Consider the following 15,600-nt stretch of genomic DNA (forward strand, 5'->3'; position numbering starts at 1 on the left):
ATAAATGACGGTTATTATCAAATCAATGGAAACTCCTGAAGAGATAGAAGGTAAATCTTTCGTTCACTGGCAAACGTGGAGAGAGGCTTATGATGACCTTTTGCCTGCAGAATTTCAGGAGACAATGACATTAGAAAGATGTCGATTCTTTAGTCAAAAGTATCCAGAAAATACATTGATTGCGATGGATGGCCTTAAGGTAGTTGGTTTTATCAGTTATGGCAACTTTCGTGATGAGACTATTCAAGCTGGTGAAATTATTGCTTTATATGTTTTAAAAGACTATTACGGAAAAGGCATCGCACAAAAGTTAATGAAAGCAGCTTTGACTGCTCTTGATCATTTTTCTGAAATTTTCTTATGGGTATTGAAAGATAATAAGCGAGCCATTGCTTTCTATCAAAAAATGGGTTTTACTTTTGATGGTCAAGAAAAAATACTTGAACTTGGAAAACCTATAAAGGAAAAACGAATGGTATTTTATTCTAAATAATTTTAAAAAGTAGAAGCTAGAATCTTTGGTACCAAGTCTAAAAATTTAATAAATTAGAAAGCGAGTAAATTTATGTCCCGTTCCCAATTAACGATTTTAACAAACATTTGTCTGATTGAAGACCTCGAAACTCAGCGCGTGGTTATGCAGTATCGCTCTCCTGAAACCAATCGCTGGTCTGGTTATGCCTTTCCTGGAGGTCATGTAGAAAATGGCGAAGCTTTCGCAGAGTCTGTCATTCGTGAAATATATGAAGAAACAGGGTTGACTATCCAAAATCCTCAACTTGTCGGTATTAAAAATTGGCCTCTGGATACAGGTGGGCGCTATATTGTCGTTTGTTATAAGGCGACTGAGTTCTCTGGTAGCCTTCGCTCTTCAGATGAAGGAGAAGTTTCTTGGGTGCAAAAAGACCAGATTCCAAACTTGGATCTGGCCTATGATATGTTACCCTTGATGGAGATGATGGAAGCTCCTGACAAATCTGAATTTTTCTACCCTCGCCGTACAGAAGACGATTGGGAAAAGAAAATTTTCTAGTCTTTTACTAAATAACCGAGCTGATCCAAGGCCTCCTCGATATAGCGGAGGTCTTGTTGTGTTTCAGCTTCGACTAGGTGGTAATGGATGCCATCTGTCAATTCAGACAGAGGTCTAAAGTCAGAATGCTCGACTTGTTCTAGAAAATGCTGAACATCTCGGCGACAAGACAGTTTAAGCAAGGTTTCAATTTCTCCATAAACGGGATGGTCAATCAAGGTATTTTGAACACGTCCACCATTATCTACGATAGCAAGGAGTTCTTGACCGATTTCTTCAACTTCATGTTTCACTTTGAAAAGTTTGTGGACGTATGGATTGACATCAACTTGCTTATAGACGTAGCCACGATTGGTGGATAGGATAGGAGCGCCATCGGCTCTTAAAATTGCAATGTCCTGTACAATGACTTGGCGTGTAACATGAAAATGTTCAGCCAAACTTTGGCCATTGAGGGCTTTAGGAGCTTCTTTCAAGAGTTGAAGCAGGGCTTGTTTGCGATTTTTTGTCATAGTTCTTCCTTTTAGCGGCGTTTTCGAAGCACTTTATAGACAGCTAGTGCTAATGTATAGTCTACCATACTATGGATAATTGTGCCAAATCCAACTAGTACAAATAGAACATAAAACATATTTTCTACATTGGTACCAGAAGTTGCATAAAAAACGACACAGGCCAATACTTCAGCAAGGGCATGGATAAGTGCTAAAACAAAGTTAAAAATCCAAGAAGATTTTGGTTTATCTAGGGTATCGGGGAATTTTTGTAGGTAAAGAGCTCCCAAAGTCCCAAAAAAGATATGGGAAAAAGCTCGAAAAACGATAACCATGGGATAGCCAGCCATCAAAAATCCAAAACTAGAGGCTAGGATGACAAAAACAGCCATCAAGGGCGACAAGAACATGGCAATAAAAATAGCGATGTGGCTTCCTAAAGTATAGGAGGCAGGTGGAATGACAATCTTGAAAGGCATAACAATTGGAATCAAAATTGCAATAGCCGTTAAGAGGGCAGTCATTGTCATAAATTGTGTCTTTTTCCGTGTATTCATAAGAATCTCCTTTTTACTGTATATACATTAGTATAGTACAATAAACAAGGCAATAAAGCAAGGATTTACTTGGGTTTATAGGTCATTTTTAAGTTAATACTCTTCGAAAATCTCTTCAAACAATGTCAGCTTCCATTTGCAACCTTAAAACCGTGTTTTGAGGAACCTGCAGCTAGCTTACTAGTTTACTCTTTGATTTTCATTGAGTATAAATATTGGTAAAGATTTCACTAAAAAGAAACTACTTCAAATAAAATCTCCACCTTCAAGTATGAAAGTGGAGATTGTTTTTATTTCTTCAAAGTTTGCAGTCTTGGGACAATAGCTAGGGTTAGAACTGCAGAAATAACTAATTCGGCAATCGAATTTGTCGAGATAACAGTTGCCAGAAGAAGTTGGATATTTCCATTATAAACATTTCCAAATAGGAAGAAGATTCCTCCAAGGACAAAGACTGTGTTGGTAAGTGAACCAAGGGCACCAGCTAGGATTAGTCCAGTCTTGTTTTTCATCAGTTTATAGACTAGATAAGGAGTTAAACCAATCAAAATACGTGGGACAATGGCAATGATAGCTGAGTAGATATTTCCGTTTGGTACAAATGGCGAGAAGAGGTAGCTTGTCGGCAGAATTGTAATCGTATTAACTGTCAGGCTAAGAAGCCCCATCAAAAATCCAAGTGTAACCCCAACTCGTGGACCGTAAATAATGCTGGCAATAATGACAGGAATATGAACGATGGTCGGTTTGATTGGAAATGGAAAAAGGTTAAAGATAAGTGAGCTTAGAAAATGAATCACAAGCATGGTTGCAAAAAAGATAGCAATAGGTGCAATATTAGAGCGTTTTTTCATCGAGAGTTTCCTTTATTCTTTCTAAAATAATTGTGAGGTCGGCTAGAGCTCCTCGTCCATGGTCTCCACAAGCTAGTAGGGATTCTTTTGGAGTAATCAGCTGATAGCCGTAGCTTTCTAATGTTTTCAGATTAGCCTGAGTTGCCGGATGGTCATACATTTTTGTATTCATTGCTGGTGCGATGAGTTTGGGAATATGACTTGGCAGGGCTAGAGCTGTACTGGTCACCATGTTGTCCGCAAAGCCGTGGGCTAGTTTTGCAATAGTGTTAGCAGTTGCAGGGGCCACGATAAATAAATCTGCTTTTTTGCCAAGTTCAATATGATTAACCTGATCAGGATAGGGTTCCTTCATGACATCCAGGTGGATGGAATTCTGTGAGAGTACCTGTAGTGTCAAAGGTTGGATAAACTCTATAGCAGCTTGAGTCATTAAGACAGTGACTTGATGACCTTGTTTTTTAAGCGAACTGACTAAATCTGCCGACTTATAAGAGGCGATTGAGCCCGTTACAGCCAAGAGAATGTTTGCCATAGCTTTCCTTTCTACGAATGATAGGCTTGAATTTTTTCAAGGAGGAGTTCTGCAATTTCTTCTTTAGTCTGGACTGTTTGAAGCTGATCTTTTTCAACAAAGATTGCACGATGCTGGTTTGCTGAAATTTGAGTCAGGTCATTTGCAATGATTAAGTCAGCTTGGTTTTTGATAAGACTTTTTCGGGCAATCTCGATGAGATAATCTTCAGAGACATCAACCAGCAGTTTGAAACCAATCAGATGAATAGCAGGATTCCATTCCTTGACTAGGGATATGATTTTAGGTGTCTTTTTTAGGAACAAAACCTGAACCTCATCAGTTGAAGAAATCTTAGCTTGATGATTCTGCCTGCTTAAAAATTCTTCTAGATTGGAGCTAGCCTGAACTTCCTCAAGTCCTGCCATATAAACAGGAGTGTAATCAGATACGGCCATTGAGTGAATCAAGACCTGATAATCCTGAATACGTTCTTTCATTTCAAGAAGAAGATCCTTGGTATTGTTAATTTCTCGAATACTTAGATTAGGATGGGCTACTGGCTTCACAGCTCGTTTTGTCGTTATCAAACAAACTTCATGTCCTGCAGCAAGCAGGGTTTCAGTGATGATTTTCCCCAAGCGACCTGTAGAATGGTTAGTGATAGAGCGGACGCTATCGATAGCCTCACTGGTACCGCCCGATGTAACTAAAATTTTCATAGCACTATTGTACACAAAAATAAACGGTAAGTAAAATAAAAGTGATAAATTTTTGGTAAAAACGAAGATTTACTATAGTTTCAAACTATAAAGCCATATAAAATTTAAGAAAGGGCTCTAAAATTCTTAAAAATAGAGATATTTACGAACGTTTAGAGAGTTTAAGGATGTTAAAAATCTTGTTTTGTGTTATAATGAATTATCATATAAGAGGTTAGAGGAGTTTTGAATGAAAACAGATATTGAAATCGCACAAAGTATTGAGTTGAAGCCAATCGTTGATGTTGTAGAGAAACTTGGTATTTCTTACGACGATTTGGAGTTGTACGGAAAGTATAAGGCTAAGCTCAGCTTTGATAAAATCCGTGCAGTTGAGAGCAATCCAGTTGGGAAATTGATCTTGGTTACTGCCATCAACCCAACACCAGCAGGTGAAGGAAAATCAACTATTACCATTGGTCTTGCTGATGCTTTGAACAAGATTGGCAAGAAAACTATGATTGCCATCCGCGAACCATCCCTTGGTCCAGTAATGGGGATTAAGGGTGGTGCTGCAGGCGGTGGTTACGCTCAAGTTCTGCCAATGGAAGACATCAACCTCCACTTTACTGGGGACATGCATGCTATTACAACTGCCAACAATGCGCTTTCTGCCTTGATTGACAATCACTTGCACCAAGGGAATGAGCTTGGAATTGACCAACGTCGTATCCTCTGGAAACGTGTTGTGGACTTAAACGACCGAGCTCTTCGTCATGTGACCGTTGGACTTGGTGGTCCTCTAAATGGTATTCCACGTGAGGATGGCTTTGACATTACAGTTGCTTCAGAGATCATGGCAATTCTTTGTTTGGCAACGGATATCGAGGACTTGAAACGCCGTTTGGCTAATATTGTTATCGGTTATCGCTATGACCGAACACCTGTTTCTGTTGGCGATTTACAGGTTGAAGGTGCTTTGGCATTGATTTTGAAGGATGCTATTAAGCCGAATCTGGTTCAGACAATTTACGGAACACCTGCCTTTGTACACGGTGGTCCATTTGCCAATATCGCTCACGGATGTAACTCTGTTTTGGCAACGACAACAGCTCTTCACTTAGCTGATTACACGGTTACTGAAGCTGGTTTTGGTGCCGACCTTGGTGCTGAGAAATTCCTTGATATTAAGACACCAAACTTGCCAACATCTCCAGATGCAGTAGTTATTGTTGCAACCCTTCGTGCCCTTAAGATGAATGGTGGTGTGGCTAAAGACGCTCTTACTGAAGAAAATGTAGAAGCAGTTCGTGCCGGTTTTGCTAACTTGAAACGTCACGTTGAAAATATCCGTAAATTTGGAGTACCTGCAGTCGTAGCTATTAACGAATTTGTATCTGATACAGAAGCCGAAATTGCAGCCTTGAAAGAACTTTGTGCCTCAATCGATGTTCCGGTTGAACTAGCAAGTGTCTGGGCTGATGGTGCCGAAGGTGGTGTAGCACTTGCTGAAACGGTTGTCAAGACTATCGCTGAAACCCCAGCTAACTATAAACGTTTGTATGACAATGACCTTTCTGTCCAAGAAAAGATTGAAAAGATTGTTACTGAAATCTACCGTGGTAGCAAAGTGAACTTTGAGAAGAAAGCTCAAACACAAATCGCTCAAATCGTTCAAAACGGTTGGGACAAATTGCCAATCTGTATGGCTAAAACTCAATACAGTTTCTCAGATAATCCAAATGCACTTGGAGCACCTGAAAACTTTGAAATTACCATTCGTGAATTGGTACCAAAATTAGGTGCAGGCTTTATCGTTGCCTTAACTGGCGATGTCATGACCATGCCAGGCCTACCAAAACGTCCAGCAGCTCTCAACATGGATGTTGAAAGTGATGGAACAGTATTAGGTTTGTTCTAGTATATTGAAATTGACTTTATACTCTTCGAAAATCAAATTCAAACCACGTCAGCTTCACCTTGCCGTACTCAAGTACAGCCTGCGGCTAGCTTCCTAGTTTGCACTTCGATTTTCATTGAGTAATAAATGAGTTTGGAGATTTTAATCCAAGCTCATTTTTTATCTAGATATAAGGTGTCGTTTTCTAGACGTAACCAGTCTAGGTAAAGATATTTTCCTCGAATTCTGATATAATGGAAATATTGACTTCAAGAGTAAGGAAGAGAAGATGAACGCATTATTAAATGGAATGAATGACCGTCAGGCTGAGGCGGTGCAAACGACAGAAGGTCCCTTGTTGATCATGGCGGGGGCTGGTTCTGGAAAGACCCGAGTTTTGACCCACCGCATTGCTTATCTGATTGATGAAAAGCTGGTCAATCCTTGGAATATCTTGGCCATTACCTTTACTAATAAGGCTGCGCGTGAGATGAAGGAACGTGCTTATGGCCTCAATCCAGCCACTCAGGACTGTTTGATTGCGACCTTTCACTCCATGTGTGTTCGTATCTTGCGTCGCGATGCGGACCATATTGGCTACAACCGTAATTTTACAATTGTCGATCCTGGTGAACAGCGAACTCTTATGAAACGCATTCTTAAGCAGTTGAACCTGGATCCGAAAAAATGGAATGAACGGAGCATCTTAGGAACAATTTCCAATGCTAAGAATGATCTGATTGATGATGTTGCCTATGCTGCCCAAGCTGGCGATATGTACACGCAAATCGTAGCCCAGTGTTACACAGCTTATCAAAAAGAACTTCGTCAGTCTGAATCCGTTGATTTTGATGATTTGATTATGCTGACCTTGCGTCTCTTTGATCAAAATCCTGATGTTTTGACCTACTACCAGCAGAAGTTTCAGTACATCCATGTTGATGAGTACCAAGATACCAACCACGCTCAGTATCAATTGGTCAAACTCTTGGCTTCCCGTTTTAAAAATATCTGTGTGGTTGGGGATGCGGACCAGTCTATCTACGGTTGGCGTGGTGCTGATATGCAGAATATTTTGGATTTCGAGAAAGATTATCCCCAAGCCAAGGTTGTTTTGCTGGAGGAGAATTACCGTTCAACTAAAACTATTCTCCAAGCGGCCAACGAGGTCATTAAAAACAATAAAAACCGCCGTCCTAAGAATCTCTGGACCCAGAATGCTGATGGGGAGCAAATCGTTTACTATCGTGCTGATGATGAGCTGGATGAGGCTGTATTTGTAGCCAGAACCATCGATGAACTTAGTCGCAGTCAAAACTTCCTTCACAAGGATTTTGCAGTTCTCTATCGGACTAATGCCCAGTCCCGTACTATTGAGGAAGCCTTGCTCAAGTCAAATATCCCTTATACCATGGTTGGCGGAACCAAGTTCTACAGCCGTAAGGAAATCCGAGATATTATCGCTTATCTCAACCTCATTGCTAATTTGAGTGACAATATCAGTTTTGAGCGTATTATCAACGAGCCTAAACGTGGAATTGGCCCAGGTACAGTTGAGAAAATTCGTGACTTTGCGAATATGCAAAACATGTCCATGCTGGATGCTTCTGCCAATATCATGTTGTCTGGTATCAAGGGTAAAGCAGCCCAGTCTATCTGGGATTTTGCCAATATGGTTCTGGATTTGCGAGAGCAGCTAGATCAATTAACTATTACAGAGTTGGTTGAGGCGGTTCTAGAAAAAACAGGTTACGTTGATATTCTTAATGCCCAAGCAACTCTGGAAAGTAAGGCTCGGGTTGAAAATATTGAAGAGTTCCTTTCTGTGACGAAAAACTTTGATGACACCTCTGATGAGCCAGAAGAAGAAACTGGTCTGGACAAACTGAGTCGTTTCTTAAATGATTTAGCCTTGATTGCGGACACCGATTCAGGTAGTCAGGAGACATCAGAAGTTACTCTAATGACCCTGCATGCTGCCAAAGGTCTCGAGTTTCCAGTTGTCTTTTTGATTGGGATGGAAGAAAATGTCTTTCCGCTTAGTCGCGCGGCTGAGGATCAAGATGAATTGGAAGAAGAACGCCGTCTGGCCTATGTAGGAATTACGCGTGCAGAGAAAATTCTCTATCTGACAAATGCCAACTCGCGCCTGCTTTTTGGTCGTACCAACTACAACCGTCCGACTCGTTTTATTAACGAAATCAGCTCAGACTTACTTGAGTATCAAGGTCTGGCTCGTCCTGCAAATTCAAGCTTTAAGGCATCTTATAGCAGTGGCGGCCTTGCCTTTGGTCAAGGTATGAGTCTGGCTCAAGCTCTTCAAGACCGTAAACGTAGTGCTGCCCCAAAATCTATCCAGTCAAGCGGTCTCCCATTTGGTCAATTTACAGCTGGCGTAAAATCAGCGTCTAGTGAGACAAATTGGTCCATTGGTGACATTGCCCTCCACAAGAAGTGGGGTGAGGGAACTGTTCTGGAAGTTTCAGGTAGAGGTGCTACGCAGGAATTAAAAATCAATTTCCCAGAAGTAGGTTTGAAAAAACTTTTAGCCAGTGTGGCTCCAATTGAGAAAAAAATCTAATTTTCCATCCTTCTCACGAATAATAAAGTGAGGAGGATTTTTATGTACAGTATTTCATTTCAAGAAGATTCACTATTACCAAGAGAAAGGCTGGCAAAAGAAGGAGTTGAAGCGCTCAGTAACCAAGAGTTGCTAGCAATTTTACTCAGAACAGGAACACGTCAGTCCAGTGTTTTTGAAATTGCCCAGAAAGTTTTGAATAATCTTTCAAGCCTAACTGATTTGAAAAAAATGACCCTGCAGGAAATGCAGAGTCTGTCTGGTATCGGTCGTGTTAAGGCTATAGAACTACAAGCTATGATTGAACTGGGGCATCGTATTCATAAACATGAGACCCTTGAGATGGAAAGTATTCTCAGTAGCCAAAAGTTGGCCAAGAAGATGCAGCAGGAGTTGGGACATAAAAAACAAGAGCACCTGGTGGCGCTCTATCTCAATACTCAAAATCAAATCATCCATCAACAGACCATTTTTATCGGCTCAGCTACTCGTAGTATTGCTGAACCACGTGAGATTCTTCACTATGCCATCAAGCATATGGCGACCTCTCTCATCTTGGTTCACAATCATCCTTCAGGAGCGGTAGCGCCTAGCCGAAATGATGATCAAGTCACTAAACTTGTAAAAGAAGCCTGTGACCTGATGGGGATTGTCCTCTTGGACCATTTGATTGTCTCTCATTCTAATTACTTTAGTTATCGTGAAAAGACGGATTTAATCTAAAGTTCATTGACGACATAGTCAAAGAGGTTTTTATCTTTGGGACGATTTTCAAAAAGAAATTCTGGGTGCCATTGGACACCGAGAAAGGCAACATCATCCGTACTCATGACAGCTTCAATGATACCATCTTTAGGATCATGGGCCGCAATCTTTAAATTTGGTGCTAAATCTTTGATGCTCTGGTGGTGGAAGGAGTTGATATGGGAAATTTCTCCATAGATTTCTCGAAGAACAGTATTTGGTTCTGTCATCAAGCGTTGGGTGGTGTACTCGGCAGAACAATCCTGCCAATGGTCTTCTATATCTTGGTACAAAGTTCCACCCATGGCAACGTTAAAGAGTTGAGTTCCACGGCAGACAGAAAAAATTGGCTTTTTCTGGTTAATAGCTTCCTTGATGAGGGCCAGTTCAAAGATATCCCTTTGAAGGTGGTAGTCATCGCTATCGATGGTTTTTGGTTCACCATAGAATTTTGGATCAACATTTTGCCCACCTGTCAAGATGAGCTTGTCAATCAAACTAATATAGTGGCTAGCCATTTCTTGATCACCAATCGGTAGGATGATGGGAATCCCTCCAGCGTCTTTAACGCCTTCAACAAAGCCTTTTGCTGCGTAACTCATCATGATGTCATCATCTGGATGAGTTTTTTCGTTTCCTGTTATCCCAATAACTGGTTTTTTCATAAAATGATTTTCGCTTTCTAATCCTCTTTTCGCATGAAGTAGAGGAGGGTTTGGAGTTCACTTGTCAAATCGACATACTGAACGACCACGTCTTTGGGTAAATGCAGATGGACTGGTGAAAAACTGAGAATTCCTTTCACGCCAGCATCCACCAAGAGATTGGCAACCTCTTGTGACTTGACGCTGGGAACTGTCAGGATAGCAGTCTTGACATCAGCATCCTTGATTTTATCCTTGATTTGAGAAATCCCGTAAATAGGAATCCCATCAGGAGTTTGGGTACCGACTTCGGGATGGTCATCTAGGTCAAAGGCCATGATAATCTTCATCTTGTTACGTTCGTGGAAGCGGTAGTGGAGAAGGGCATGACCCATATTGCCAATACCTACAAGCATGACATTGGTAATAGAGTTATCATTGAGTAAATCGGCAAAAAAAGTCATCAGTTTTTTGACATCATAGCCAAATCCACGTCGACCCAGTTCACCAAAATAGGAAAAATCACGACGTACGGTCGCTGAATCAATCCCAATGGCCTCTGCAATTTGTTTAGAGTTGGCACGTTCAATCTTTTCTGCATGAAATCTCTTAAAAATTCGATAGTAGAGAGAGAGTCTTTTCGCTGTAGCTTTTGGAATAGCAGACTGTTTATCTTTCACAAAATCACAACCTTTCTATTCTTCTATTTTATAGAAACATTGTGAAAAAATCAACAAAAATAAGAAAAAACTAAGAAAAATCTTAGTTTTGATGTAAAAAATCTGCATGTGATAGAAAACGGTAGAGGTCTCCGACCAGACCTTGGTAAACTTCCTGCCCTTTAAAGGTCAAAGAAGTTACATAAAGTGTATCTGGCAGAGTCACACATCCTGATAGAGCCAGCATGAGAGCCTCGTAATCCTCATACTTGAGAGTGCGCTCTACATGATAGCTGTCCTTATAGGTCAGTTCAAACATTTTGGCTCTATCTTTCCGATTTTGTAAAGACACCACGCTCTACTAAACTATCCATGAGAAAATAGAATTTTTCCTGATGAATGTGGTGGTCTTCTGATTTGAAAATATCAACTAGACGTAGCCCAAACTTATCAGTGATATTGATTTTAGCACCTGTAAGTTCCTTGTTAATGATGATTTTGAGTTGGAATCCTTCACCGCTGTTCGGAACTTTTTCCAAAAGTCGAGTCAATTCATAGTTACCAACCTTAGTCTCAAAAAAGGTGTTATCTTTGAGGGTGAATTTTTTAACAGAAGGGCTAAGAGTGTAGTCGTAACGACAATTTTTTAACTGAATGGTTTTTTCAAATGCCATATGGCTAACCTCCGATAATTTCTTTTAATGTTTTTGCTAGGGTATGTAGGTCTTCAACAGTATTTTCTGGCGACAAACTGATACGAACGGATTCCTTCAAGCGTTCTGAATTTGCCCCGTACATGGCTTCGAGAACATGGCTGGATTGTACAATGCCCGCAGTGCAGGCTGAGCCAGTAGAGATTGAAATTCCAGCCAAATCTAGACGAAGGAGTAAGAGGTCATTTTTCTGGCCAGGAAATCCAATATTGAGAACATAAGAGAGATGGTGTTCGCCTCTATTCAGGTAATACTGAACTCCCTCTAGCTCTGCCAGAAAGGCAGTTTCTAGATTTTGTACATGTTGAAAATGCTCTTCTTGTTTTTCTAGGTCTTCTTTTAGGGCTGCAACCATGCCTACGATGGCAGCCAGATTTTCAGTCCCTGCACGTTTTTTCTGTTCTTGGTCTCCGCCATGTAGATAGGAATCAAAGTCCATGCTAGATGCGTAGAGAAAACCGATTCCTTTAGGACCATGGAATTTATGGGCAGAAGCAGTGAGAAAATCAATGCCCAATTCTTCTGGGTGTATAGGGATTTTACCAATAGCCTGAACTGCATCGACATGATAGGCGGCTGGGTGTTGCTTGAGTATTTGGCCAATTTCAGCAATGGGAAGTAGGTTTCCTGTCTCGTTATTGGCAAACATGGTTGAAACCAAAATCGTATCATCACGTAAAGCCTTTTGAATTTGTTGGGCTGTGATTTCTTGATTTTCTGGCTGAATAATGGTTACTTCAAAACCAAAGTGTTGAACCAAGTAATCAATGGTTTCAAGGACAGCATGGTGCTCAATAGCAGTTGTGATGATATGTTTTCCCTGTTCTTGATGACGAAGGCAGTAGCCAATGATGGCAGTATTATTGCCTTCTGTCCCACCAGAAGTGAAAAAGATATGTTGAGGTTTTGTCCCTATTAACTGAGCTAGTTCCTGACGGGCTTCACGCAAGAGTTTACCAGCTTGACGACCATGACCATGAATACTAGATGGATTTCCGTGGGTTTCTTGCATAACCTTGGTCATAGCTGAAATAGCAGCTGCTGACATGGGAGTCGTTGCAGCATTGTCCAAATAAATCAAAGAATCACCTTATTTCTTTTTATTGTAGGCAAAGAGTGGGCTGACTGGTTTTCTTTCGTGGATACGGACGATGGCATCACCAATTAACTCACTAGCAGTGATGTAGCATACGTTTTTAGGAGTTTTTTCTTTTGTTGCTACTGAATCAGTCACAAGAATTTCTTTAATATTAGTATTGTCAAGAAGTTCAGCAGCACCTTCAACAAAGAGACCATGACTAGAAACAGCATAAATTTCTGTAGCTCCTTCACGTTCAACGATTTTGGCAGCTTCAGAGAAGGTACGTCCTGTATTTAAAATATCGTCAATCAAGATAGCTTTCTTACCTTCAACATCACCGATAATATAACCTTCGTTACGAGTTGCATCGTCTTGAGGGTAGTCGATAATGGCGATAGGAGCATCAAGATATTCAGCCAAGCTACGGGCACGTTTCACACCTGAATTCTTAGGGCTAACAACAACAACATCTGAACCAAGTAAGCCCTTATCGCAATAATGTTTTGCAAATAGAGGAACTGTGAAGAGGTTGTCAACAGGAATGTCAAAGAAGCCTTGAACCTGAACGGCATGCAAATCAAGCGTAAGGATACGATCGACACCAGCCTTAACCAGCATATTGGCAACTAGTTTAGCTGTAAGTGGCTCACGAGGTGAAGCAATACGGTCTTGACGTGCATAACCAAAATATGGAAGGACAACGTTGATACTGTGGGCACTTGCACGTACACAAGCGTCGACCATGATCAATAACTCCATTAGGTGGTTGTTAACTGGGAAACTTGTTGATTGGATGATGTACACATCATAACCACGGACACTTTCTTCGATATTTACTTGGATTTCTCCATCTGAAAATTGACGTGATGATAGTTTTCCAAGTGGGACACCAACAGCTTGAGCAATTTTCTGTGCAATCTCTTGGTTAGAGTTGAGTGCGAAAAGTTTCATGTTTTTTCTATCTGACATTATAGACCGTCCTCTGTAAACTTTTTAAATCCTAGTCATATCTGCCTAGCCTATATGAACTGGGATTTTTGTATTTTATCTTTTCTATTTTACCAAAAAATAGAGATTATTTCAGCTATTTTTCATGCTTTTGACAAATCGGACCAATTTTGAGGGAGCTTTTTGATAATCAATCTGATTTTCCTCTAAAAATTGTTGGAAATCCTGTTTCCCTTGCTCGTGATTCTCGACTTCAAGCTCTAATTCGTAATCTGTAATATCAAAGTACTGACTTTCATCCAACGCTATGAGACCAATAGCTGTTTGCATTTCATAGCGAAGCGTTGTTAGACAGCCAAGAATCTGCCATTCACTAGTTTTAATACCATGTTTAGCCAATTCATCCAGTACTAGCCCTTGAGGAAGTTCTTTCTTGCTCAGATAGTTTTCAGCATCTTTTAGTTGCAATTTTTGATTGTATTCCATGTTTCCGACACTTTGTGGGACTTTGAGTGTCAATTCTGCCCAGTCTTCAAAGGTTCGAATGCGCATAGCGACTTTCTTTTCTCGTAGTTCAAAATCAGGCGTGTCCATGTAGTAATTTTTTTGAAGAACAGGAGTGGCACCAGTGAACTGCTCTTTTAGACGATCATATTCATCTTTTTTCAATAGTGTTTTCAATTCAATTTCTAAATGTTTCATTTTTCTTACCTTTTCTTTATCGTTGAAAGCGGATTTATGGTATAAACTGCTCACGGTTTTCTGTACCCTTGAAATCATTGGTTTTATAGTGTTTATCTAAAAGTGAATACGACTCTACTTTTAGCTGGAACGGATGAAATCCATGAGCTGATCAACGACTTCAAAACGTTGATTATCATTGATGTGGGTATACATATCAAGGGTTGTTTGAACATTGTTGTGACCTAATCTGTCCGAAATGATTTTAGCTGTAATACCAGCTTCAAAGAGGAGAGAAGCGTGTGTGTGCCTGAAACCGTGAGGCGTAATTTTTTTGATATCATTGTGTTCACAAAAGAATCTTCTAAGTCTCTCTTTTACAGCTGAAGGAGAAATCCAACCTCCGAAACTGTTCGTAAAGATATAATTTGAATCATGTTTGTAAGGCACACTAGCCCGAAAATATTCTTTTATTTGCTGACGCTTCCAGAGTTTCAATACATTTAGAGTTTCATCATCTAAAGTGATAACCCTCTTACTCATTTTGGTTTTAGGGTCCTGAACAGTTTGTTTTTTATTAACAACGACAGCTGTCCGAGAAATGCTTAATCGTTTATTTTCAAAGTCAACATCTGACCACATGAGCCCAAGCGCCTCACCACATCTCAAACCAGTAAAAGCTAGCAAGTGATAAAAGGTATACTCTACAGGCTTACAATCTACTTTGCAAACTTTAAGAAACTCCGTTAGTTCCTGTTTTGTATAGTGGTTATCTTTGGCCTTTAAGGACCTATTTTTAGGCTTGATAATCTTGTCTAAGGGATTTGACTTAATAATGTCAATAGAAGTGGCATACTTGAAAATTCGACTGATGACAGAGTAGTAATTGGCATAGAGGATATAGCGATTACTTAACTTGATAGCAACCTTTTGACAATAAGCGACACTAATCTGCTGAATCTTCATATCTGCAAAATACAAGTCAATCATAACATCAAGTTTTTTCTTAACGTTCTGATAGGTTGTTGGTTTCACAGTGTTTTTATAGCTATCAAGCCATAATTCAGCGACTTCAGCGAAAGTAGGATTCTGGAAAGCTTCATTATTTGAAAAACCATTCTCTTCAACATCCAAGAGAAGATCACGTTCGGCTGCCTTGGCCTCTTTTATGGTTTTAAAACCACGGCGTGTTGTGCGTTTTTCTTTTCCAGTAGCAGGGTCTATACCCAGATAGGTTTGAAAGAGATATCTAGTTTCTCCTTTTTTGGTAATATATTTTTTTATCATAAAAAGTCCTTTCTTTTCGATTGCTTGCCCGCATAGTTGAAAAGGTGCAGAACTTATGATAAACTATAGGTGTATTTTTTTATCATCCTTTCCATTGCTTGCTAGATGGAAAGTTAAATCCTCACACTCAAAGTTTGGCGATGGAGAGTGTGGGGATTTTTTTGTTTAAATTCAACAAAAAACGGTAACTAAATTTATAGTTACCGTTT

Annotated in this window: 18 protein-coding genes; 5 read left to right on the plus strand and 13 right to left on the minus strand. The window is 40.1% G+C overall.

Annotation, left to right across the window (positions count from 1 at the left end; translation table 11 throughout):
* The first annotated feature begins 4 nt into the window (after positions 1-4).
* Complete coding sequence (locus tag ACLV7W_RS05195; RefSeq protein WP_411865559.1) at positions 5-493, plus strand: GNAT family N-acetyltransferase; 489 nt, start codon at positions 5-7, stop codon at positions 491-493.
* A gap of 72 nt (positions 494-565) precedes the next feature.
* On the plus strand, positions 566-1,033 hold the full coding sequence (locus tag ACLV7W_RS05200; protein WP_125393311.1) for an 8-oxo-dGTP diphosphatase: 468 nt from the start codon (positions 566-568) through the stop codon (positions 1,031-1,033).
* Here the strand turns inward: ACLV7W_RS05200 and ACLV7W_RS05205 are convergent.
* From ACLV7W_RS05205 to coaB, 5 genes are all read right to left on the minus strand, one after another.
* Complete coding sequence (locus ACLV7W_RS05205; protein ID WP_411865560.1) at positions 1,030-1,545, minus strand: transcription repressor NadR; 516 nt, start codon at positions 1,543-1,545, stop codon at positions 1,030-1,032. The genes ACLV7W_RS05200 and ACLV7W_RS05205 overlap by 4 nt on opposite strands.
* A gap of 11 nt (positions 1,546-1,556) precedes the next feature.
* A complete protein-coding gene (locus ACLV7W_RS05210; protein WP_001097396.1) occupies positions 1,557-2,084 on the minus strand; it encodes an ECF transporter S component in 528 nt (175 codons plus the stop codon).
* Between the two features lie 290 nt (positions 2,085-2,374).
* A complete protein-coding gene (locus ACLV7W_RS05215) occupies positions 2,375-2,938 on the minus strand; it encodes an ECF transporter S component (RefSeq protein WP_061424598.1) in 564 nt (187 codons plus the stop codon).
* Positions 2,922-3,473: a phosphopantothenoylcysteine decarboxylase gene (gene coaC / locus ACLV7W_RS05220; RefSeq protein WP_049547281.1), complete on the minus strand. Its 552-nt coding sequence runs from the start codon at positions 3,471-3,473 to the stop codon at positions 2,922-2,924. The genes ACLV7W_RS05215 and coaC overlap by 17 nt, the downstream gene beginning before the upstream one ends.
* A gap of 11 nt (positions 3,474-3,484) precedes the next feature.
* A complete protein-coding gene (gene coaB, locus ACLV7W_RS05225) occupies positions 3,485-4,174 on the minus strand; it encodes a phosphopantothenate--cysteine ligase (RefSeq protein WP_411865561.1) in 690 nt (229 codons plus the stop codon).
* A gap of 229 nt (positions 4,175-4,403) precedes the next feature.
* Between coaB and ACLV7W_RS05230 the strand changes: the two genes are divergently transcribed.
* The 3 genes from ACLV7W_RS05230 (at position 4,404) to radC (ending at position 9,357) form a co-directional block, all read left to right on the plus strand.
* Entirely contained in the window at positions 4,404-6,074 is a 1,671-nt protein-coding gene (locus ACLV7W_RS05230; protein WP_061424604.1) for a formate--tetrahydrofolate ligase, read from the plus strand.
* A gap of 268 nt (positions 6,075-6,342) precedes the next feature.
* Positions 6,343-8,634, plus strand: coding sequence for a DNA helicase PcrA (gene pcrA / locus ACLV7W_RS05235; protein ID WP_411865562.1), 2,292 nt, complete (start codon positions 6,343-6,345; stop codon positions 8,632-8,634).
* 42 nt (positions 8,635-8,676) lie between these two features.
* Positions 8,677-9,357, plus strand: coding sequence for a RadC family protein (radC, locus tag ACLV7W_RS05240; RefSeq protein ID WP_411865563.1), 681 nt, complete (start codon positions 8,677-8,679; stop codon positions 9,355-9,357).
* Here the strand turns inward: radC and ACLV7W_RS05245 are convergent.
* From ACLV7W_RS05245 to ACLV7W_RS05280, 8 genes are all read right to left on the minus strand, one after another.
* A complete protein-coding gene (locus ACLV7W_RS05245) occupies positions 9,354-10,043 on the minus strand; it encodes a gamma-glutamyl-gamma-aminobutyrate hydrolase family protein (protein WP_218493463.1) in 690 nt (229 codons plus the stop codon). The two genes, radC and ACLV7W_RS05245, sit on opposite strands and share 4 nt — an antisense overlap.
* 17 nt (positions 10,044-10,060) lie before the next feature.
* Positions 10,061-10,702 (minus strand): redox-sensing transcriptional repressor Rex, encoded by a 642-nt coding sequence (locus tag ACLV7W_RS05250; protein ID WP_000653417.1) that lies wholly within the window; start codon positions 10,700-10,702, stop codon positions 10,061-10,063.
* 82 nt (positions 10,703-10,784) lie between these two features.
* Positions 10,785-11,000: a DUF4649 family protein gene (locus ACLV7W_RS05255; RefSeq protein WP_000462491.1), complete on the minus strand. Its 216-nt coding sequence runs from the start codon at positions 10,998-11,000 to the stop codon at positions 10,785-10,787.
* Positions 11,001-11,007: 7 nt separating this feature from the next.
* Positions 11,008-11,355, minus strand: a complete 348-nt coding sequence (locus tag ACLV7W_RS05260; RefSeq protein ID WP_000863540.1) for a DUF1831 domain-containing protein — start codon at positions 11,353-11,355, stop codon at positions 11,008-11,010.
* Between the two features lie 4 nt (positions 11,356-11,359).
* A complete protein-coding gene (locus ACLV7W_RS05265) occupies positions 11,360-12,475 on the minus strand; it encodes a cysteine desulfurase family protein (RefSeq protein WP_000639640.1) in 1,116 nt (371 codons plus the stop codon).
* A gap of 9 nt (positions 12,476-12,484) precedes the next feature.
* The gene (locus ACLV7W_RS05270) at positions 12,485-13,444 is read right to left on the minus strand and encodes a ribose-phosphate diphosphokinase (RefSeq protein ID WP_001283818.1); all 960 of its coding nucleotides are present in this window, start codon (positions 13,442-13,444) and stop codon (positions 12,485-12,487) included.
* Positions 13,445-13,555: 111 nt separating this feature from the next.
* Positions 13,556-14,125, minus strand: a complete 570-nt coding sequence (locus tag ACLV7W_RS05275) for a CYTH domain-containing protein (protein ID WP_411865564.1) — start codon at positions 14,123-14,125, stop codon at positions 13,556-13,558.
* Positions 14,126-14,245: 120 nt separating this feature from the next.
* Positions 14,246-15,391 carry a site-specific integrase gene (locus ACLV7W_RS05280; protein WP_153209572.1) on the minus strand — a complete coding sequence of 382 codons (1,146 nt, stop codon included), beginning with the start codon at positions 15,389-15,391 and terminating at the stop codon, positions 14,246-14,248.
* Positions 15,392-15,600 lie beyond the last annotated feature (209 nt).

The sequence above is a fragment of the Streptococcus mitis genome, from assembly GCF_965111735.1.
Classification (GTDB): Bacteria; Bacillota; Bacilli; order Lactobacillales; family Streptococcaceae; genus Streptococcus; species Streptococcus mitis_DR.

Excerpts from the sequence above, each read along its gene's own strand:
- ACLV7W_RS05255 (WP_000462491.1), bottom strand. The coding sequence starts at position 11,000 with ATGTTTGAACTGACCTATAAGGACAGCTATCATGTAGAGCGCACTCTC.
- ACLV7W_RS05245 (WP_218493463.1), bottom strand. The coding sequence starts at position 10,043 with ATGAAAAAACCAGTTATTGGGATAACAGGAAACGAAAAAACTCATCCA.
- ACLV7W_RS05260 (WP_000863540.1), bottom strand. The coding sequence starts at position 11,355 with ATGGCATTTGAAAAAACCATTCAGTTAAAAAATTGTCGTTACGACTAC.
- radC (WP_411865563.1), top strand. The coding sequence starts at position 8,677 with ATGTACAGTATTTCATTTCAAGAAGATTCACTATTACCAAGAGAAAGG.
- ACLV7W_RS05275 (WP_411865564.1), bottom strand. The coding sequence starts at position 14,125 with ATGAAACATTTAGAAATTGAATTGAAAACACTATTGAAAAAAGATGAA.
- coaB (WP_411865561.1), bottom strand. The coding sequence starts at position 4,174 with ATGAAAATTTTAGTTACATCGGGCGGTACCAGTGAGGCTATCGATAGC.
- ACLV7W_RS05205 (WP_411865560.1), bottom strand. The coding sequence starts at position 1,545 with ATGACAAAAAATCGCAAACAAGCCCTGCTTCAACTCTTGAAAGAAGCT.
- ACLV7W_RS05195 (WP_411865559.1), top strand. The coding sequence starts at position 5 with ATGACGGTTATTATCAAATCAATGGAAACTCCTGAAGAGATAGAAGGT.
- ACLV7W_RS05270 (WP_001283818.1), bottom strand. The coding sequence starts at position 13,444 with ATGTCAGATAGAAAAAACATGAAACTTTTCGCACTCAACTCTAACCAA.
- ACLV7W_RS05200 (WP_125393311.1), top strand. The coding sequence starts at position 566 with ATGTCCCGTTCCCAATTAACGATTTTAACAAACATTTGTCTGATTGAA.
- ACLV7W_RS05210 (WP_001097396.1), bottom strand. The coding sequence starts at position 2,084 with ATGAATACACGGAAAAAGACACAATTTATGACAATGACTGCCCTCTTA.
- pcrA (WP_411865562.1), top strand. The coding sequence starts at position 6,343 with ATGAACGCATTATTAAATGGAATGAATGACCGTCAGGCTGAGGCGGTG.
- ACLV7W_RS05280 (WP_153209572.1), bottom strand. The coding sequence starts at position 15,391 with ATGATAAAAAAATATATTACCAAAAAAGGAGAAACTAGATATCTCTTT.
- ACLV7W_RS05215 (WP_061424598.1), bottom strand. The coding sequence starts at position 2,938 with ATGAAAAAACGCTCTAATATTGCACCTATTGCTATCTTTTTTGCAACC.
- ACLV7W_RS05230 (WP_061424604.1), top strand. The coding sequence starts at position 4,404 with ATGAAAACAGATATTGAAATCGCACAAAGTATTGAGTTGAAGCCAATC.
- coaC (WP_049547281.1), bottom strand. The coding sequence starts at position 3,473 with ATGGCAAACATTCTCTTGGCTGTAACGGGCTCAATCGCCTCTTATAAG.